Origin of the sequence: Paenibacillus sp. OAE614 (assembly GCF_040546645.1) — a bacterium.
GTDB classification, from domain to species: domain Bacteria; phylum Bacillota; class Bacilli; order Paenibacillales; family Paenibacillaceae; genus Paenibacillus_AQ; species Paenibacillus_AQ favisporus.
Genome location: NZ_JBEPOD010000001.1, coordinates 6,629,461 through 6,649,148 on the forward strand (window position 1 = coordinate 6,629,461; position 19,688 = coordinate 6,649,148).

General features: G+C 52.8%; 19 protein-coding genes and 1 pseudogene. 4 read left to right on the plus strand and 16 right to left on the minus strand.

The features are described from left to right. Positions 1 to 33 precede the first annotated feature (33 nt). The 4 genes from ABIE48_RS30315 to ABIE48_RS30330 all read right to left on the minus strand — a co-directional run bounded on the left by ABIE48_RS30315 (position 34) and on the right by ABIE48_RS30330 (position 2,781). A complete protein-coding gene (locus tag ABIE48_RS30315; RefSeq protein ID WP_145027246.1) occupies positions 34 to 852 on the minus strand; it encodes an SDR family oxidoreductase in 819 nt (272 codons plus the stop codon). A 75-nt stretch (positions 853 to 927) separates the two neighbouring features. Then, on the minus strand, positions 928 to 1,506 hold the full coding sequence (locus ABIE48_RS30320; RefSeq protein ID WP_116233032.1) for a TetR/AcrR family transcriptional regulator: 579 nt from the start codon (positions 1,504 to 1,506) through the stop codon (positions 928 to 930). Between the two features lie 208 nt (positions 1,507 to 1,714). Continuing rightward, positions 1,715 to 2,290 carry an NADPH-dependent FMN reductase gene (locus ABIE48_RS30325; RefSeq protein ID WP_145027248.1) on the minus strand — a complete coding sequence of 192 codons (576 nt, stop codon included), beginning with the start codon at positions 2,288 to 2,290 and terminating at the stop codon, positions 1,715 to 1,717. Positions 2,291 to 2,442: 152 nt separating this feature from the next. Then, complete coding sequence (locus tag ABIE48_RS30330) at positions 2,443 to 2,781, minus strand: antibiotic biosynthesis monooxygenase family protein (RefSeq protein ID WP_181153080.1); 339 nt, start codon at positions 2,779 to 2,781, stop codon at positions 2,443 to 2,445. Positions 2,782 to 3,125: 344 nt separating this feature from the next. Here ABIE48_RS30330 and ABIE48_RS30335 point away from each other — a divergent pair, with 344 nt between their 5' ends. Then, the gene (locus ABIE48_RS30335) at positions 3,126 to 4,202 is read left to right on the plus strand and encodes an LCP family protein (protein ID WP_354520276.1); all 1,077 of its coding nucleotides are present in this window, start codon (positions 3,126 to 3,128) and stop codon (positions 4,200 to 4,202) included. A 210-nt stretch (positions 4,203 to 4,412) separates the two neighbouring features. Here the strand turns inward: ABIE48_RS30335 and ABIE48_RS30340 are convergent, their stop codons facing one another. From ABIE48_RS30340 to ABIE48_RS30390, 11 genes and pseudogenes are all read right to left on the minus strand, one after another. Beyond that, entirely contained in the window at positions 4,413 to 5,006 is a 594-nt protein-coding gene (locus ABIE48_RS30340) for a YdhK family protein (protein WP_145027481.1), read from the minus strand. A 305-nt stretch (positions 5,007 to 5,311) separates the two neighbouring features. After that, positions 5,312 to 6,097 carry an AraC family transcriptional regulator gene (locus ABIE48_RS30345; protein ID WP_145027250.1) on the minus strand — a complete coding sequence of 262 codons (786 nt, stop codon included), beginning with the start codon at positions 6,095 to 6,097 and terminating at the stop codon, positions 5,312 to 5,314. Between the two features lie 7 nt (positions 6,098 to 6,104). Beyond that, complete coding sequence (locus ABIE48_RS30350) at positions 6,105 to 6,701, minus strand: LysE family translocator (protein ID WP_145027252.1); 597 nt, start codon at positions 6,699 to 6,701, stop codon at positions 6,105 to 6,107. A gap of 101 nt (positions 6,702 to 6,802) precedes the next feature. Beyond that, positions 6,803 to 7,186 (minus strand): VOC family protein, encoded by a 384-nt coding sequence (locus ABIE48_RS30355; RefSeq protein ID WP_145027254.1) that lies wholly within the window; start codon positions 7,184 to 7,186, stop codon positions 6,803 to 6,805. Between the two features lie 69 nt (positions 7,187 to 7,255). Continuing rightward, positions 7,256 to 7,525, minus strand: a pseudogene (locus ABIE48_RS30360) (ArsR/SmtB family transcription factor); the annotation flags it as partial. A 132-nt stretch (positions 7,526 to 7,657) separates the two neighbouring features. Next, positions 7,658 to 8,497 (minus strand): phosphonoacetaldehyde hydrolase, encoded by an 840-nt coding sequence (gene phnX, locus ABIE48_RS30365; protein ID WP_192716122.1) that lies wholly within the window; start codon positions 8,495 to 8,497, stop codon positions 7,658 to 7,660. Then, the gene (phnW, locus tag ABIE48_RS30370) at positions 8,494 to 9,591 is read right to left on the minus strand and encodes a 2-aminoethylphosphonate--pyruvate transaminase (RefSeq protein WP_145027259.1); all 1,098 of its coding nucleotides are present in this window, start codon (positions 9,589 to 9,591) and stop codon (positions 8,494 to 8,496) included. Before phnW ends, phnX begins: the two co-directional genes overlap by 4 nt. Before the next feature lie 54 nt (positions 9,592 to 9,645). After that, on the minus strand, positions 9,646 to 10,650 hold the full coding sequence (locus ABIE48_RS30375) for an extracellular solute-binding protein (protein ID WP_354520279.1): 1,005 nt from the start codon (positions 10,648 to 10,650) through the stop codon (positions 9,646 to 9,648). A gap of 150 nt (positions 10,651 to 10,800) precedes the next feature. Further along, the gene (locus tag ABIE48_RS30380; RefSeq protein ID WP_192716123.1) at positions 10,801 to 12,420 is read right to left on the minus strand and encodes an ABC transporter permease; all 1,620 of its coding nucleotides are present in this window, start codon (positions 12,418 to 12,420) and stop codon (positions 10,801 to 10,803) included. Further along, positions 12,413 to 13,162 (minus strand): ABC transporter ATP-binding protein, encoded by a 750-nt coding sequence (locus ABIE48_RS30385; RefSeq protein WP_145162185.1) that lies wholly within the window; start codon positions 13,160 to 13,162, stop codon positions 12,413 to 12,415. Before ABIE48_RS30385 ends, ABIE48_RS30380 begins: the two co-directional genes overlap by 8 nt. 213 nt (positions 13,163 to 13,375) lie before the next feature. Then, entirely contained in the window at positions 13,376 to 14,269 is an 894-nt protein-coding gene (locus tag ABIE48_RS30390) for a LysR family transcriptional regulator (RefSeq protein WP_192716208.1), read from the minus strand. 201 nt (positions 14,270 to 14,470) lie between these two features. On the opposite strand from ABIE48_RS30390, the gene ABIE48_RS30395 reads away from it, so the two are divergent. The 3 genes from ABIE48_RS30395 to ABIE48_RS30405 all read left to right on the plus strand — a co-directional run bounded on the left by ABIE48_RS30395 (position 14,471) and on the right by ABIE48_RS30405 (position 17,721). Then, a complete protein-coding gene (locus ABIE48_RS30395; protein ID WP_354520281.1) occupies positions 14,471 to 15,811 on the plus strand; it encodes an MFS transporter in 1,341 nt (446 codons plus the stop codon). 19 nt (positions 15,812 to 15,830) lie between these two features. Continuing rightward, complete coding sequence (locus ABIE48_RS30400; protein WP_192716125.1) at positions 15,831 to 16,769, plus strand: NADP-dependent oxidoreductase; 939 nt, start codon at positions 15,831 to 15,833, stop codon at positions 16,767 to 16,769. A gap of 187 nt (positions 16,770 to 16,956) precedes the next feature. Next, a complete protein-coding gene (locus tag ABIE48_RS30405; RefSeq protein ID WP_192716126.1) occupies positions 16,957 to 17,721 on the plus strand; it encodes a DeoR/GlpR family DNA-binding transcription regulator in 765 nt (254 codons plus the stop codon). Positions 17,722 to 17,826: 105 nt separating this feature from the next. Here ABIE48_RS30405 and ABIE48_RS30410 read toward each other — a convergent pair whose 3' ends face one another. Further along, the gene (locus ABIE48_RS30410; RefSeq protein WP_145949772.1) at positions 17,827 to 19,218 is read right to left on the minus strand and encodes an MATE family efflux transporter; all 1,392 of its coding nucleotides are present in this window, start codon (positions 19,216 to 19,218) and stop codon (positions 17,827 to 17,829) included. Between the last annotated feature and the right edge of the window lie 470 nt (positions 19,219 to 19,688).

Sequence of the window (19,688 nt, forward strand, 5' to 3'; positions counted from 1 at the left end):
ACATGCCGCATGCGTTGAACAGGGGATCGATTTTTACAAAAATGTCTTTCGCATCGTCTCCAAGTATTCCTCAATCGGCACGGACTGTCTGAGCCGCATCAATTCATGGGCCGCATTCCCCACGAGCGTACGGAACTGCTTGTTCTTGCCGGTCGCCAGATCCGAAATGACATCCACGATCGTTTGAGGATCATCCGCGTCGGCCCCCTCCGGCTGTTCTAACCGCTTCTTCAGCTGGGCCGTGAGCTCATCGTAGTCGTGAATGTCGGGATTCGTGCTCCAGACCATATTGTTCATAAAGTTGTTCCCCGACGATCCTCCCTGCTCCACAAGCCTCAGTTCGATATTCAGCGGTTTCAGTTCGTAATAGAGCCCCTCCGTCAATCCCTCAAGAGCAAACTTGGACATGTTGTACAAGGAGCCCAGCGGAACCGCGCTCGTCACGCCCATGAAGGAGCTGATATTGATGAACATCCCTCCCCCGTTCGCCCGAAAATGCGGCAGCAACGCCCGGATCACATTGATCGGTCCCCGTGTGTTTACGGCAAACTGCCAGTCAATCGCCTCTTCTTCTGCCAGCTCAAGCGCCCCGTAAGTGCCCATCCCGGCGTTGTTAACGACGACGTCGATGGTGCCGAAGGCATCGATCGCCTGCTTCGCGGCGGTTTGAACCTGGTCTACATCCGTCACATCCATTTTGAACAGTTGAATGTTGCTGTATGCCGTCAGTTCCGTTTCTTTTTCCGGCGTGCGCATCGTCGCCGCTACATTCCAGCCCATTTTCGCAAAATGGATGGCCGTTAATTTGCCCAGACCCGAGCTGGTTCCGGTAATTAATATCGTTTTGCTCATTGTATAAGCTCCTTTCGATTGCTATATTGAACATTCATTCTAACAGGCTGAAAAAACCACACCTATGGTGCGGCGTTATTTGGCAACCGACTTCCAACAGGAGTTAATGACCGTCTGAATCACTTCATCCGTCAGCGTAAAATGCTTTTGCAAATGCCCTTTGACCAGATAAGCCATCGTGCCGTAATGCATCTGCACCATCATGGCCGGCTCCTGCTCAATGAACAGCTGGTAATCGATCGCTTTCGCGTACAAAGCCGCCATCGGCTTACACCATCCGCCATCATACGATTCCCTTTTGACGGCATCGTTAATATACGGGGAGAACGAATACTGTTCGATAAACTGAAAACCTTCCGGATGTGTAAGGCTGACTTGGAACACCTTCTCCCAGGCGCGGTTAAAACGGGTCCGGATCGGTTCCTTGGCGTCCATCCCCCGTGTTACATACTCTCCGTTGTATAGAACGATCGCTCGATACAATTCGTTTATAATTTCTTCCTTACTTGAAAAATAATGATAAATACTTCCGGTAGACACGCCCGATTCCTTGGCGATCAGCGCCATCGACGTCGCCTGCAGCTCTTTTTCGATAATAATGCGCAGCGTCGTTTCCAGCACTGCCTGCTGAACTTTGTTATATTTCTCAAACATGATCGGTTTAGCCTCCAGCCTGCTTTCGAAATTTGAATCACGATAGAACGTTCATTCTAATCTTAACGATCCCTGGTCGTCTTGTCAAGGGATACTCGGTCGGAGGATAAACTGCCCTGCTCCAAACATCAATATATATAGTAGAAAAAAAGCCAACCCGGCATCATCCTCCGGATTGGCTTTAAAGAACATAACATGGAGAGCCCTTTTAGGCGTGGGCTTTCTCCTTCTGCCGAACGGTGTGCAGCGCCTCGCTCCAGGACACAAGCTGATCCAGCATGGCGTGAACCGCCGCTTCCTGATGGGCGCCCGGCTTCAGAACCGTGTAATTTTCAAAATCGGTATGCAGGGACAGCCCCACCTGTGCGCGAACATCAGCTACCATCAGCTCACCAAGGATCAATCGAAGCGCCTCCGCTGCACGCGAGCCTCCGCCGCCGCCATAAGCCACAATGCCTGCCGCCTTGTTGTTCCATTCATGGTACAGGAAATCGATGGCGTTCTTCAGTGCTCCGGGTATGGATTTGTTGTATTCGGGAGTCACGAACACGAAGCCGTCAAACTCGGCGATTTTCTTCGACCACGTCACCGTATGTTCCTTGGAGTACTGCCCCATAATCGGGGACATCGGCTCATCAAACAGCGGCAGCCGGTAATCCGCGATATCGACCAGTTCAAATCTGGCGTCGCTCCGACTGCTTGCGATTTCATGCACCCAGCGGCCGATCGCCTCCCCGTTGCGTCCCGGTCTGGTACTTCCAATAATAATTCCAATATTCATCATGACTTAATAACCCCTTCCATTATTCAAAATAGATTAGTAGCTCATAAATGTTCATTCATAGATTACAGTAAGTACTTACTGTCATTAAGGGTACATTTCATTCACAGGTACTCACTCACAGCCATCCCGTCACCCGACTCTCGCCGCCTTGTTTACTCAATGGTTGCCCCGTAGGCGGCCTCAACCGTATAATAATCGCCTTCCGCCCCTTCGATCAGATCCTTGATCTTGTCGTAATGCGCTGAGAAATCCGCCTGTTTAAGCCAGGATTGGTGGGCCTCTACACTCTCGAACAGTGCAATGGCTATGGCCCGGTCCCGATGGGATGCGCGCAGAAGTCGGCTCCCAAGCGCTCCGTTTACGGTGTCCTGTTCTGCAAAAGAACGCAGCTCCTCAGACTGAATCCGCATGAATTCGTCCAGCTTGCCCGGCTTCACTTGAAAGGCATTGACCCACACGACCGGTTTTCCGCCCATTTTATCATCTCCCATTTCCTTTCCTCCTTAAATACCAAGTAAAGATGACTGTCAGTACTTACTGTCATTCATGGAACCATCTTATTCCAGAATATGCCGATTGTCAAGGGAACGAATGATCATTTGGTTGAAGTTCCACTCGCCGGATGTATTCAAAGCAGATTTTTGTACATTGTATAATGAAACCTATGTAAAGTTGCTCGCTTGTAAAAATTATAGTATACATATGTATAGTGCTTTTTTTGATAGATAGAATGAATTAAAGTTTTGCATTGAACTTTCGGTTATAGCGGCCTAATAGAAGCCTAGAACATTCATTTCTTTAGTTCATTCTATATAGAACAGGATTGGAGGATGTTATGCAACCACGTTCCAAAAAAAAGAAGAAAATGAGCCGGCTCCGCAAGTGGATGCTCAGCATCACGGCTGTAATCGCGCTCCTGCTGATCGGAGTAGGCGGATTCCTTGGATTTTTGCATCATAAAGCGATATCAACCTTACATAAAATATCGGCTGCCGCCGAATATTACGCACCCCAGTCCCAGCAGCAGGAACAGGGGGAGGCCGTCAGCGAGCCGCTGGTTGAAAGCGTAACCGAGGCCGACATGAAGCCGATGACTTTTCTGCTCGCCGGAATCGACAACCGCGAAGGCAGCGGGGGAACGATCAATACCGATGTGATGATTTTGGGGGCGCTGAATCCTGAAAAGAAATCGGCAAGCTTAATATCCATCCCCCGGGATTTAAAAGTCAGCCAATCCCAGCTGGGGACGCACAAAGCCAACTACTATTACGCCCATTACTATATCAAGGACAAAAAGGCGGCTATGGCCGACACGAAGGAGTTCTTTGGTGACTTGTTCCACATTCCGGTTGATTATATGGTTATGATCAACTTTGAAGGATTCCGGCAGATCATCGATGCCGTCGGCGGCGTCGATGTTGACGTCGACATGGACATGCGCTACAAAGATACGGCGGACGGCACGGATATCAATCTGCGCAAGGGTATGCAGCATCTGGACGGCAAACAGGCGCTCGACTTCGTCCGTTACCGGAAGTCCAACGACGGTTCGTCGCCGTCTTCGGATTTCGACCGGAACCGGCGTCAGCAGCAGGTGCTGAACCAGGTCCTGGACAAGCTCACTTCATTTAAAGGCATCAGCCAATGGGGGCAGGTGCTGGACATTATCGGGGAACAGGTTCAGACGGACATTCCCGCCAAGAACATGGAGCGGTGGCTCCTCAACTACAAAAAAATGAAACCGGACCAAATCCAGATGCAGACCGTCGAGGGCCAGTGGAAAAGTCCTTATGTGTATTGGAACGAGCAGCAGCTCAAAGAAGCACTGACCGTCTTGGCCGGTGAGCTGGACCAAAAGCCGAAGAGGCTGTCGACCCTCGGGAACCGTATCGGCCTATATTCCGGAGAGTAACTCATTAGCCTTTCCGGAAAGTAGGGATTGGGATCCGATCCAAATTTGCGTGAGTACCCTTAGAGGGTGCTTTCTTATTTTCGAGGCTTATCCAATGTTGCGAGGAGGGCGATGAATCCATAATAGAAATTTTTCTACGAGCATCGGCCTGGAAAATAACAAAGGGCCACTTGATCGTGGCCCTGGATGGTCTAGGGGTATTCGGGACGGTTATTTGGCAGCCGACAGCTCGCTTCCCGTAACCCACATATGGTTTTTGACCGGATCGCCGCCCGTCGTTGGCTCATAATCCACCATATACACTGTCGTTTTCTCGGCGGAATCGATCGTCGCCTTGGCTCCCTTCATTCCCGGCATATGGTCCGCCTCCAGAACAACCTCATCTCCCGGCTTGAACGGCTCGGCACCGGCGTTCTCGATCTCCTCGTGGATTACCCACTTGTGGTTCGTCACCTTGGGACCGCCGGCCGTCGGCGTGTAGGAGACGGCATAGGCCGTCGTGTCATAGGCACCGACAATGGTAGCCTTGGCGCCCTTCATCCCTTTCATGTGGCCGGCCTCGATGATCGCCTGGCTTCCTACTTTGAAAGCCGGATTCGTCGCTTCTTTCAGCCCCGCGGGGACTTCCCCGGAGCCGGAATGATGCATCTCGTCCATCTGGTCCATGTTCATGTCCGAATCGTCCGCTGCCTGCTCGTGCTGCGATGGGGTCACGGATGCCGGCTCCGACGCGGTGTCATTGTTCTGGCACCCTCCCAGCACCAGCATAGCCGCGGCGATGAGCATAAGCCATTGTTTTTTCAGCATGTCAGCACTCCTTTTCGTCTTCAGAATGACTGTCCTCTTCTAATATACCCTAGTACCCTATACTATAATCATGAACATTTCATGACATCCATTGTTCCCGATACATTCTCTTTTAAAACGTCGCTCACATAAGCAACCGTTCAATCCGAAGATCCATGGGGAAATGACGAAAGAACCTCTCTGTAAGACAGGGGCGCCATCCGGGAGCCAGTCCGGTGTCTCCAACGCAAAACGCAAAAAGGCACGCCATCCTTTCGGATGACATGCCGTATAACGAACTTATTAGAACGAATCTAACGAGGTCAGATCTTCCCCTCCAAGTAAGACAAATATTCGAATGCCGTCGTGCCGTACACATGCTTGTAATGGCGGTTCAAATGGGCCAGATCCACAAAACCGCAGCTGCTCACCGCCAGGTAAATGTCCCGGTGCTTTTCAATCAGCTGCCGGGCCCGCTCCAAGCGGCAGTTCAGGAAGTACTGGTAAGGGGAGAGCCCGGTATTGGCCTTAAATGCCCGGATGAACTGGTATTTGGACATCCCGAACTCTCCACTGATTTCATCCAGGCGAAGCACATGCTCCAGGTTTTCGTGGATCCGTTCCTTGGCTTTGCGGGTGAACGACGGGGCCTTGATGTCCATCGGCCGCAAAATATCCTGCGAAAAGTGGCCCGCAACCCGAAACAGCAGCTCGCTGCATACATCCTCGGATTGGCCGCCGGCAATGGCGGTGGACAGATCGAGAATACTGCGCCGCAGCCCCGCGTCGTACACGATGGGGTCGGAGAAGCGGAGCACTTCCTTTTTCCCCAAAGCCTCCAGGAATTGATCCGGGTGAATGTAGAGCATGACATAATCGATGCCGGAGCGTTCCTGCGACCAGCCGTCATGCGTCTGCTCGGGATGAAACAGCATTACGCCGCTGCGGTGGGAGGACTGCAGGCTCCCTTCCAGGTCGTACTGCTGAACGCCGCGGAGAGTGACGCCGAGCGCGTACTCCTCGTGGCAGTGCTTTTTGTACGTAAAATCGGCAATGCTCGCCGACAGCGCGGTAATGCCCGCCGCCTGCTTATACTCGAATCGCTCCATCCTCCGCTCACCCCCTCGCGATGTCCGTGATCCCGGATACCATTATGGCCGAGTATACCAGAAGCAGGGCGAAAACGATATTCGAGATTTTTTGGTATTTTTGCAGAATACCCTTCAGCAGCGTGCCGAACAGTCCCCAGGAAAAATAGGCGGCAACGCCGATCAGCGAGACCAATCCCACAAACAGGGCCAAGACCCAACCTGATGAATAATACGGCATGACGTAAATGGGAATGACGGTAATGGTGAACAGCACCACTTTCGGGTTCAAAAACTGCATCCAAAAACCCGACATAAAAGACGCCGTCTGCTTGGCCGCTGCCTTGGACACGTCCATGCGATAAATCTGATAAGCCAGGTACAGAATGAACAAGCTGCCGGCGACCCGCAGCACCGTCAGGACGACGGGCATCCCCGTAACCAGCTCCCGGTTCACCACGACCGAAGCAGCCACCAGCAAAGAGTAAGCGATAGAAGCCCCGGCAATATATCTGGCCGCCTGCCTGAAGCCCTCCTGCCGGACCGCCGCTAAAATCACAATATTCGATGGCCCCGGCGTAAAGGTAACAATGACACAGTACAGCAGAAAAGAAGCAATGTTCATGTTGGATACTCCTCACACCATCATTTTTTAGCATTATAGGGTGCGGAGCCGGCAGGCGGATAGTACATTATTGCAAGGGCTTCTTCAGCCGCCCTCCTATTTTACTTTTGCACAATCTGAATAAGGTTGCCGCATGTATCGTCGAAGACGGCTATCGTAAGATCGCCCATTTGGGTCGGCTCCATCGTAAACTTCACGCCCTTTTCCAACAGCCGCTTATACTCTTTATGAATATCCTCCACACCAAACATCGCTGCCGGGATGCCATCAGCAAATATCTTCGTTTGATACTCTTTAGCGGCAGGGTGGTCATTCGGTTCGAGCAAGAGCTCGGTGCCGTTCTGATCGTCGGGAGAAACAAGCGTGATCCACCTGTATTCGCCGACGGGAACGTCCTCCTTTTTGACAAACCCCAGCTTTTCCGAATAAAACTGAAGTGCCCGATCCTGGTCTGATACAAAAATACTGGTCACAACGATTTTCATCCTTTGTGCCTCCTTTGAAATTGTGGTGTTGGTGCTCTCGTTACAATCCGGCGCCTTTAAATTACTCTCCCATCCTTCCAGCAAATGTTTAAGCGGCTCGTTGTTGAAAATAATGACTCGATACTTTCCCTTTTTTTCAGTCTTGACGAGCCTTGCCTCTTCCAATGCAGCAAGATGTTTGGCAATTGCCTGCCGCGAAATGGAGAGCTCATGCTTCATAATGAGACGTGCCGTAAGTTCATACAACGTCAGCTCGTTACGCTCGGATAGCTCGTCTAACATAAGCCGCCGAGTCGGGTCGGCAAGAGCTTTGAATATAGTGTCTTTGTCCCCATTCATAAACCCATTATAGGCAACTCCGAGGTTGCATGTCAACAATAAGCAACTTTAGGGTTGCATGAACTCAACAGGGCAGGCCAATATAAAAAACCGCGCCGAAGCGCGGTTGGATAACAGCTGCACTGTATGCTATTACAGCTCTGCGGTCTGCAGCCGCTGTGCTTGGCCGGGACGTTCGCCTTTGGCCAACATCTGGTTGATCGTTCCGATGAGGGCCGGCAGCTCTGCCAGCGTATCGATCGTAAAATCGGCCCCGTTCGCCAGGAACGCCCGTCTCGTGCGCTCAATCGCCTTGGCCCGCTCGGCCGCGGACAAGCGGTCGTATTCCTCCTGGCTTAAGCCCATCTCCGAGCTGCCGATGACGACGCCGACCGACCATACGCCGGCCTGTACGCCTTCCTGGATATCGGAGGCCGTATCGCCGGCCTTGACCACCTTCCAGGATGCGGACAGCTTCAGATGCTCCATGTTGCGGAAAATCATGTACGGATACGGTCTGCCGTAAGATCCCGTTTCGTCGGGGGTGACGAGATGGTCGGCAAAATACCCTTTGTCCCGTGCGCCCTGAGTGACGACGTCCATCATGGAGCGCGTATACCCTGTAGTCGAGCCGATCTTCAGTCCGTTCGACCGCAGCGCTTCCACCGCCTCGATGACGCCGGGTATCGGATCCGTATATTCGGACAGGGAGGCCATCAGCGCAGGCTCAAACGCGGCGTACAGCCGGTGCACGTCCTCTTCGCTGAAACCCCGTCCGTACTTCTCCTTCCAGAGAGCGGAAATCCTCGGCATGGACAGCATGGCGCGGATATGGTCGATTTTGAGCATGCCCATCGGTGCTCTGGCTTCCTCCATCGTAACCTCAATGCCAGCCTGGTTGAAAATATCGACAAATACGTTCACCGGCGCAAAGCAGCCGAAGTCCACGGCCGTTCCGGCCCAATCCAAAATCACGCCCTCAATCCGGTTCATCGCTTCATCCCTCCCATATATTCCTCGATTATACCGCACAACTGCTCGATGTCCTCCTCATAGATCTCCCCGATGTTGCCGATGCGGAACGTATCGACGTCCGTTAGCTTGCCGGGGTAGATGACGAAGCCCCTTTCTTTCACGTAGGCGTAAAAGTCGGCAAAGCTGAAATGCTGCCCCTCAGGGAATAAAAACGTCGTAATGATCGGCGACTGCTTCGCTTCCTCGATGTAGGCGTACAGCCCGATTCCAGCCAGCCGGTCGCGGAGCAGCCGGTTGTTCCGGCGGTAGCGTTCAAACCGGGCCGTTACGCCCCCCTCCTCCGCCAGCTCGTCGATCGCCTTGGCAAAGGCTGCCACTACATGGGTGGGTGAGGTAAACCGCCATTTGCCGTCCTTGTCCATGCCCTTCCATTGGTCGTAGAGATCCAGCGACAGGCTGCGGGCTGTGCCCTGAAGCTCCTTCAGCTTCTCCAGCCTGGCAATGACAAACCCGAAGCCGGGTACGCCTTGAATACATTTATTGGCGCTGCTGATCAAATAGTCGATACCGAGGCCCGGCACATCGATCGCGATGCCGCCGAAGCTGCTCATGGCGTCGACGATCAGGGTTTTGCCATACGCTTGGGACAGCGCAGATACGGTTTCGAGCGGATTTAATATGCCCGTCGTCGTCTCGCAGTGAACCATCGCGATATGGGTAATGGAAGGATCGGCTTCAAGCAAGCCACGAAGCTCCGTTTCTTCGGGATGCCGGTTATAGTCGATGCGATATTCCGCATAGTTCAAGCCGATATACCGCGCCATCTGGACGATCCGCTCGCCGTAGGCGCCGTTCGTGATGATCAGCACCTTATCCTGGTCAGAAATGGCCGAAGTCATGACCGATTCGACTGCAAATGTGCCGCTGCCCTGCATCAGCACGGCGGTGTATTGTGCGGGATCGGCACCGGCGATGCCGAGTAATTGGGACCGGATCCGCTGCGTGATCGATTTATAGTCATCGTCCCAGGTGCAGCGGTCCAGGAGCATTTCCTCCTTCACCGTACGAGTCGTGGTCAGCGGACCCGGGGTTAACAGCTTGTATTGGTTCATGGGTAAGTCACTCCCTGCGGTGTATTGGGTTCATTCTTGGGTCGTCGTCACTTGTTATTTGGCATCGTTAAAAAACTTCTGGTGCTCCTCAAGGAGCTCCACTGTCAGCGGTTTGGCGAACTTCATCGATTTGGCCGGCTTGTTGATGTCTTCGACCGTCTCACCTTGGTAGAGGGCGACCGGATAGTTCGTGATCAGGTCCTTGCGCGCATCCTTGATGATCGTCTCGGCCATTTTCATGGCGAGGTCGGTCGTGGCGTTCTTCTTATCGACGACCGCGATCGATTCGGTCAGCGAGAAGTTGCCTTCCGACGGGTCGACATAATCGATCGGCGCGCCCGAAGCCTTGGCTTTGACCGCCTGGTGGCGCAGTCCGAAGCCTGCAGCAACCTCGCCGGCTTCGACCTTCTTGATCGGGCCGGAGCCCGAGCTCTCCAGATGCGGGCCGACGTTCGCGATCAGATCGTGCAGCACCTGCTTGCCTTCTACTTCTCCGTACTGCGTGATGACGGCCTGCACGAGCAGCCAGCCGGTGGAGGAGTCCATAATGTTCGGAATCGATACCAGGCCTTTGTATTCCGGCTTCGTCAAATCCTTGATCGATGCCGGCTTCTCCAATCCTTTTTGCTTCAGTACCTCGGTATTCACGAAGATCGATCCGGTATTGGCCAGAATCGGCGTATAGTAGGAAGGGTAGGAATCCATAGCGTTCGTGGTGAAAGACAGGTCCTTGTACATGTGGTATTTGCTCTGCGAGCTGTCGATAAAATACGAGCTCATCGTGATGAGATCGGCCTCGATATCGCTGCCCTCCGCCATCAGCTTTCCGCCGAGCTCGGAAGTGCCGAGCGACTGCAGCACGTATTTGCCGTCGTAACCGGCATTTTTCAGCGCAGTCTCCATGGCGGCCACCGCTTCTTCGTCGCCGTTGGTGTAGATGACGACCTTCTTGGACTCCTCCGCTTTACTGCTGCTGCATCCGACTAGTGCGAATACGAGGCTGATGGCAAGCAGGGTGAGCAGAAGGCCTTTGAACGTTTTGAACTTGGACATGGACATGGGTAAATTCCCTCGCTTCAAATAAAATGATGGTAATGCTGGCTTGCTGCTTGCGTGCCTTCTGAGGCCGCTCCGGGTCCGAATCGGGTTTCCGATCGCTGCGCTTCTCCAAACCGATTTCGGCCCCTCCGCTGGGCTTGGCGACCTGGCTCACCGCTGCACCGCCCTCCGTCTTTGCAATATTTCGCACAGCACCTTGATAAACAGGTTGGTTGCGAAGATCAGCATGGACAGTACGAAAATTTCATTAAACTTGGCGAAATGCTGCAGTTCTTTGATTTTGCTCGCCACCACCGACGTCTGCGCCGATACCAGAAAGATGATTCCGCTGATCGTCACCATCGCGTTGACGAAGAAGTACCCGAACATTTCGACCACCGTGGCGGCCGAATTCGGCAGCACGACCCGCCGGACGGTCCGCAGCCAGCTGTCTCCAAGCAGTTCCCCGGTCGTTTCCCAGGAAGGGTTCATCCGGGAAAGGGCGTTTTTGGCCATCAGATATGGCGTCGTGAACAGATGGACGATGTTGCAGAGCACGAGAATCGTAAACGTCCCCTTCAGACTGCTCCCGTTCAGAAACAGCAGGTACGAAATCCCCAGCACCATGCCCGGCACCGTGTTGGTGATCATCGAGATGGTATCCGTAACTCCCCGCCACCGCAGGTTCGTACGCACATTGAGCAGCGCTGCGGCATAAGCAGCCAGGGTGCCAAAGACGGACGTCAACAGCGCGACCCACAGTGAATGCTTGTACACCCCTGTGAGATCTCCGGATTCCAGCACACTCGCCACATGCTTGAAGGTAAACGTAAGGTCGTACGGATATCCATTCATCCACGGCGCGATAAACATAACCGCAAAGATAGAGAGCATGCCGAGCACGACCACCAGGGAGAGGATCCCGAAGCCTGTATCCCGTATGCGGTGCTTGGGCAGCGGCGTATCGGCCATTTTGTCGACGTGGAAATTGAGCTTCTCCAGCGCCTGCAGCAGCCAGATACCGAACACCGCCGGGATCAGCATAACGATCGCAACGACCGCCCCCTGGTTGAAATCCGGAATGGAGCCGAGCATCACCTGGTACAGCTGCCCTGCAACGACCTCGTAGGTGCCGCCGACCGATGCCGGAATCCCGAAATCGGTAAAGCTCAGGATAAAAGACAGGATCAACGCACCGCCCAGCGCTCCCGCCAGCGGCCGCAGCACCGTATTTTTGAAGCTGCGCAGCGTGCCGTCCCCCATCAATCTGGACACGATGATGAACTTCCGGTCCACGTAGCGGAACGCATTGTGGATCAGCAGAAAGGCCGGCGGCAGCGTGTAAATGACATAGCCGAGCAGCAGTCCGTTGAATCCGTAAATTTCAAACCAGTTCCGTCCCGTAATCCGGGTGATCAGCCCCTGGTTGCCGAAGGAGTACATAATGGCGAATCCGTAGGTAATCGTGGGCAGGAGCATCGGGAGCGCAACCAAAATCCTTACTGCGCCCTTGATGGGCCGGTACACGTTGGTACAGTGAATACCATAAGCGAGAATAAAGCCGAGCACCGTCGTGATGAGTGCGGTCAGCGCCGATATTCTGACGCTGTTCAGAATGGAACGGGGCAGGTCCCGGTTGCTCCACACATCGATATAGTTTGCAAGCGTAAAGCCCTGGTCATTTTCCAAAGAGCGAATGAGCAGCACCACCAGCGGGATGAACAGAAACACGGCGAACAGCAGCACGATCAGGATGAAGATCACCCGCATTTCAGGCTTGACTTTAAGCATGAGCCGCACCAAAAAGCTGGTAAATGTTCTGCCGTTTGATTAGCAGCTGCCGGATAATAAACTGTTCCACGAAAGCATCCGCCGGCTGCTGGATGATGTCCTGCGGCGTGCCGTATTGGGCGATTTGGCCCTGGTTGATAATCAGAATTTTGTCCGACAGGGTCAGCGCCTCTTCCGGATCGTGAGTCACAATGATCGTCGTAAGCTTGAACTCCCGCGCGATCGATTGAATCCGCTGCTTGATCGACTCCTTGATCACCCCGTCGAGGGCGCTGAGCGGCTCGTCCAGCAGCAGGATTTTCGGCTTGGTGACCAGCGTTCGGGCCAAAGCCACCCGCTGCTTCTGGCCCCCGGACAGCTCGCTGATTCTTTTTTTCAGATGGGGCCCGAGCTCCAGAAAATCGATCGTTTCCTGAACCTCCTCCTTGCTGATGCCCTTCTTGTTGCGAAGCCCGTATACGATATTGTCGTAAGCGTTCAAATTCGGGAACAGGGCATAATCCTGAAACACGATATTGAAACCCCGCTTGTTCATGGGCACCCGGCTGATGTCGTTGCCATTAAACAGGATCTTGCCTTGATCCATATCGGTTAACCCGAGAATAATGCCGAGAAGGGTCGTCTTCCCGCTTCCACTCGGACCGAGGAGCGATACAATTTCGCCCGTGCCGATCTCGAGACTGATGTCTTCCAAAACTACCTTTTCGTCGAATTGTTTACGAATATGCTGCAGCTTGAGCAGACGGCTCACCTCCCATAAACACAACCCCAGTATAAAAAGCGAATGTCAATCCAAATCGGCCATTGTGTAAAATAGAAGTAAATTATGCATATGTTATTCATATATTTTGACTAACTTTATCCTAAATCGACTTAATTTCTTCTCATATATACGTAAAAAAGCGCCAAACCAGTACTTTGGAGTACCGATTTGGCGCTATGGCATTGACCAGGCTTACTGTGCTAATTCTGTTGTGAAGTCGGCATAATAGCGGATCAGGAAATCACGAAACGTATGAGCCGCTTTGGATAGGTAATGATGTCTCGACCAGGCCAACAAAAAAGTGCGCTGGCACACAGGCTGCTCAATCGGAAGCAGGACAAGGGAGGGTTCTTTTAATTTCGCCGGCTCGGTTAATAAGGCAACCCCCATTCCCGCTTTGACAAAAGCACTCATAACGGTCGTATCGTCAACTTCGCATGAAATCTTTGGTTCAAAACCCGCCGATTTACACAATTGATCGGTTAACACCCGGTAGCTGTGCTTCCTGTCCAAACCGATAAAGGGTTCCCCGGCCAACTCGCTCAAGCAGATACTGGTGCGATTCGATAAAGGATGCCCGGAGGGTACAGCCAGAAAAATCTCCTCCCGCAAAAATTCAATACTTTCGATCTCCTCATGTTCAATCGGCAGTGAAGTAATGCAAAAGTCCAGTTCGCCGTCAAGAAGGAGCTCGATCTTCTCCTCGTGCGAGGTAGTTTGGGTAAGGCGAAGATTGACCTTCGGGTACGCCGATAAAAATGAACTGATAAACTCCGCGTCACACTTGTGGTTCGTTGTGGCCAACACAATACGTCCCTGCTCGAGGCCAGCCTGATCGGCAACCTGGCGTCTCCCCTCTTCCAGCATCGTCAGGGCCGGCTCGACCTGCTGTAAAAACAGCTTGCCATACGAATTGAGGCGGATTTTTTGTTTGTGGCGGTCGAATAGCGGAACTCCTATATCCTGCTCCAGCCGGGCGATCGTTTTGCTAAGGGCGGGCTGGGCGATATGCAATTCCTCGGCTGCCTTTGTCATATGTTCCAGCCGGGCGACGGTTTGAAAATACTTCAATTGCAATAATTCCATGGATTCCACCCTTCCATTCTGATGGACCGAATCAAGTTTATATCTTTAGAGTTATGAACTTATGACCAATTTATATTTTTAACGGTCATTTATCAACTTTATAATGTGGATGAATCTCCATCTTCACGATGGAACGCAAAGGAAAGGGGACTTACGGAGATGGAGGGTCAAAAGGATGCAGCCAATAAGCTGCTTCATATCATGTACTTCACCTTGATCATATCGGTCATGAACGCAACGATTTTTAACGTGGTGCTCACATCCATTCGCGAGGAGTTTATGCTGACGGCTTCACAGGTGAGCTGGATGACCACGGGCTATGGAATCATGTATGCGATCGGTTCAGTGACCTACGGTAAATTGGCAGACCGTTACCGTCTGAAGGAATTGCTGACTTTCGGCTTCATCCTTATGGTCACGGGCTCGCTCTTAGGGCTGTTGGCACAGCATTATGGGATGATGGTGGCTGGACGGATGTTGCAGGCTGCCGGAGGAGCGGTGATCCCCGCCGTATCCATGATTATACCGGCCAAATATTTCCCTCCGGAAAACAGAGGCCGGGCCATTGGCACCATGGTAAGCGGGCTGGCTCTTGGGACGGCCATTAGCCCTATAGCGGCTAGTCTGGTGACAGGTATGCTTCATTGGCGTATGCTTTTTTGTTTTTCTTTGTTCATCCTGCTGGTTCTGCCTGTATTTCGCAAATATTTGCAGGAAGAACCGGAGCGGACAGGGAGCAAGCTGGATTGGATCGGCGGATTTCTGCTCGCAGGTACCATTGCGTTAATCCTTCTTGCTATCACTTATAGTTCATGGCTGTTCTTTGGTACCGGCTTCGTCTTCTTTGCTCTATTCATCCTTCGCATCCGGTCCGCAGAGGAGCCGTTTGTTCAGCCCGCCCTGTTTCATAATCGGCGTTATGTCCTGGGCGTAGGGATTGCTTTGTTAGCGGCGAGCCTGAGTTCCGGGATGCCTTTCATTATGCCGCAGCTGCTCACGAACATAAGCCACGTATCTCCCGCATTCATTGGTTTTGTCATGTTTCCGGGAGCCATGGCATCCGCTTTGCTGGGAAGAACAGGCGGGAAACTCGCCGATGAAAAGGGAAGTGGCTTTCTCTTCTATCTGGCTGCAGCCCCGCTATTAGTTTCCTTTGGTATCTTGTCCGTATTCCCCGGGATGCCGCCCGCCTATATATGGATCTTCCTGATTCTAGCCAGCACGGGGCAGACCTTTATCCAGGTAGCTACGTCAAACAGCGTTTCCCTCACTTTGACACAGGAGCATGTGGGTGTTGGGATGGGCTTTCTTACCATGATGACGTTTATATTCGGGGCCATCTCTACCTCGTTGATTGGCAAAGTACTTGATGGAGGAGCATCCGTACAGCTGAATCCGCTGCTTTATCACAAGCAAGCGATGAGCTACAGCAACGCGTTTTCCCTGCTTTTCACCGTCTTGGTCGTAGTTGTCGCGCTTTATTCTATTCTGCTGCGGGCCCGTAAAACCGTTGGATCATCCATATCCAGCACACAAAAATGATTTCGAAGGAGATGGAAGAATGACTTCAAACTTGATGCAAGCTGTTCGTATTCACCAGTATGGAGGACCGGAGGAGCTGAGACTGGAACAACTGCCTGTACCGGTTCCTAAGCCGGAGGAAGTTTTAATTCGTGTTCACGCCGTCGGCGTACTGCCTGTGGATTGGGCGTATCGTCAAGGACTGATGAAGGAGCATGTCCCGCTGCAGCTTCCTTTTATCTCGGGTTCAGCTGTAGCAGGAGTCGTCGCCGATGTCGGTTCCCATGTATCGAAATTTCGGAAAGGTCAGGCGGTATTCGGCAGAGCCAGTCAAGGCGCTTGCGCGGAGTTCATTACAACAACGGTGAACACCCTCGCAAGCTTGCCGCCAAATCTCTCCTTCCGCGAAGCAGCCACCATCTCAGGAGGTGCTACCACGGCATGGATGGCGTTGTTCGCTCATGGCCATTTGCAGCCAGGCCAGCGTGTTCTGGTTCATGCGGCGGCCGGAGGAGTCGGGTCGTATGCCGTTCAATTGGCCAAATGGAAAGGCGCCGAAGTCATCGGCACATGTTCGGGGGACCATATCGATTATGTCAAATCGCTGGGTGCCGACACCGTCATCGATTATCGAACAACCCGATTTGAGGACAGAGTACAGGGCGTGGACTTGGTTCTGGACGGAGTTGGCGGGGACACGCTGGAGCGCTCCTGGTCCATCGTGAGACGCGGGGGAACCTTGCTCTCGCTTGTAGACGTCCCCTCTACGGAGCGGGCTCAGCAATTGGGCATTACTGCGCGGTTCAGCAATGAGCTCGCACCCGATACCGTTTTCCAGCAAATAGGGCAGTTGATCGCGGATGAACAAATACAAGCACCGGTCGGAAGGGAATTTCCACTGCATGAGATCAGGCAAGCTCACGAGCTATGCCAAACCGGCCATGGACGGGGACGAATCGTGCTTCGGGTCACGGATTGAATTCAGAAGGGCCGGCAACGGCCCTTTTTAGCTGAAGCAAGACCATGCAGTTTCGGGCAGGATGCTCAACAGAAACCTGTGGCTCCAAGGTATAAACGGTATTGAAGTTGCAAGGTGTAATCAGTACACTGGAATTGACTTAACTTTGAATATCGAGGCTTCCACGTCATAAATACAGGTGAAAAACATGCTGCCATTAGAACGACAAAAGAAAATCATCGACCTGCTGACCGTCCGCAAGGTGCTGAAGATGAACGAGCTGACCGAAGAGCTGGACATCTCCGTGGACACACTGCGCAGGGACATCAACGTGCTGGCCAATCAAGGGAAAATCGTCAAAATCTATGGCGGCATCAAGCTGGCCGAGCCCAAGTATGGCGAGCCTTCCATGGATGAGCGTATGATCGACCGCCTGGAGGAGAAAGAAACCATCGCCCGGAAATGCTGCGAATACATTCAAGACGGGGATTGCGTTTATATCGACAGCGGCTCGACGACGTACCATATTGCCAAATACATCAAGGACAAGAAGAAGCTGACGGTCATTACCAACTCCATCCCGGTCATTACCGAGCTGATGAACACCGACATCGAGCTGATGATCATCGGGGGGAAAATCCGCAAAGACGAGCAGTCGGTCGTATCGTTCGAGTATATTTTCAACTTTCATGAACTGAACGTCCTCAAGGCGTTTATTTGCTGCAGCGGCATCACAACCGAACGGGGAATTTCCGACTACAATCTGGAGGAAGCGACCACGCGCAAAAAGATGATCGAGCTGTCCAAAGAGGTTTTCGTCGCCGCCGACAGCAGCAAATTCGGCCGGGATGTCACCATTGCGATCGCGCCGCTGGACAAAATCGATGCGATCGTGACAGACAACCTGGTGGACCGCAGCTATGCCGCCAAATTTAAGAAGACGCAGACGAAGCTTATTATTGCAGACGAATAGCGGACGAATAGCGGAGAAACCGCCTAACGCGAAAGGACTTTCCCTGATCGGCTGACAAGCCGGGGAAAGTCCTTTTTTTACCGTAAATCTGGATATCGTATATATTCAATCGATCAAGCGGTGCTGATACCACTTTTTGCCCATGAAACGCAGCAGGAAGACGGTGCCGCGCACACCCCACTCACAGTTCATCGCCAGCCAGACGCCGACGATTCCCCAATGCAGCACAATGCCGAGCACATAGCCCAGGATGACCCGGAACAGCCACATCGACAGCATGGAGACCAGCGAAGTGAACTTGGAGTCCCCCGCGGCCCGCAGCGCCGACGGCATAATAAAGCTGATAGCCCAAAGCGGTACCTGCGCGATCAGGTTGATGAGCAGGACCGTGAAGATGTCCCCGACGATCTCTTTCGGCGGGTGGAACAGGCTGACCAGCGGATGGAACAAGGCCATCATGATCACACCCGTCAGCACGAAGGAGAAGGACGCCAGCCACAGGAACGTCTTGGTGAACTTGCGCGCGTCCTCCACGTTTCTCCGTCCGATGCACTGCCCCACTACCGTCACCAGCGTGAGCGAGAGAGCGTTCGCCGGAATTTGGGAGACGCCTGCCAGCGACCCGCTGATCGCATTGGTGGCGATGGCATAGGTGCCGAGACCGACGATGAAGATCTGGGTCAGCATTTTACCGCCGTTAAAGAACATCTGCTCCGCTGCAAACGGGATGCCGATGGAAAAGATTTTGCGGAGCATCTTCAGGTTCACCTGAACGATGGACCGGAGCTGGAAATGCAGATCGGTGTCCCTTTTCACCAGGAAGTACAGCGCGCAGGCGGCCGCCAGGTACCGGGCGATGTTGATCGCGATCGTCATGCCAAGCACGCCCATGTGCAGCAGGTTGATAAACACCAAATTCAGCGCGACGTAGGTCAGGTTCATGAACAGGGACAGCATGAGCGAAGCCCTCGATTTGCCGATCCCGCGGAGCGCCCCGCACACCGCTTCAGTAATGGCGATCCCCACAAAAGACACTCCGCCTCCGAGCAGATACACTTTGGCATTGTCCATCACTTCCGGCGAAGCCGCTCCGAACAGCACGCTGAGCAGCGGTTGGTGGAACAAGACCAGGATCAGACTGAGAGCCAGCGCCAGGATCGCGCAGGCGGAGACGGTGCTGGAAGCCGCTTTGGAAACCATCAGGTCATTGCCGCTGCCTTTATACTGCGCGACGACGACGGTTCCGCCCGTCGACATGGCGATAAAGACGCTGACCAGAAAAATATTGAGCGAGTCGACCATATTGACGGCGCTGATGGCGGCGACTCCGGCCGAACTGATCATGGCGGCGTTGACCATGTTCAGCGAAATAATAAACGCCTGGTCGATCAGAATCGGAATGAACAGGGAAATAATCTGCCGGTAATCGATCGATTCACCGGTAAGATGTTTGTCTAGCAGGCGCTCGGTGTTCGCCTTAAACTTTAGCTGATACAAGGGATCACTTTCTTTTTGTCGGATTAGGCATCTGGCAGCATGCCCACGTTTTTATAAAATGAAAAAACCCTTCGGAAAGAAGAGTCGGCTTGCCAGGTATGCGGATCTAGGGGTCCACAAAGGACATAACGTCATAAGCAAAACGTCTATTCTGTACCTTCAAAGAAGACAGACCGCGTCCAGAGGAAGTTTTGCTTGCGATTATAGAATCGTTCAGCTTCGCTGAAAATTTATATATTCTATAATCTTTAGAAAACGGCTCCTCAAGGGTCTGCCGCGTGGATCAATCTTACATATCGTATAGCAGGTTGGCTTTTTTCCTCTGGTTGAGGTTATCACCGGGGGTGGTCCCTGTCAACGGTTAATTTCTGTGTTTTTTTCAAGGCATGAAAATATAGTTTATTCCGGTCCGTTTAAAAGGGATTTCGTTGGTCTGCAGCGAATACAATGGAGTTTTGAAACGAATAAGG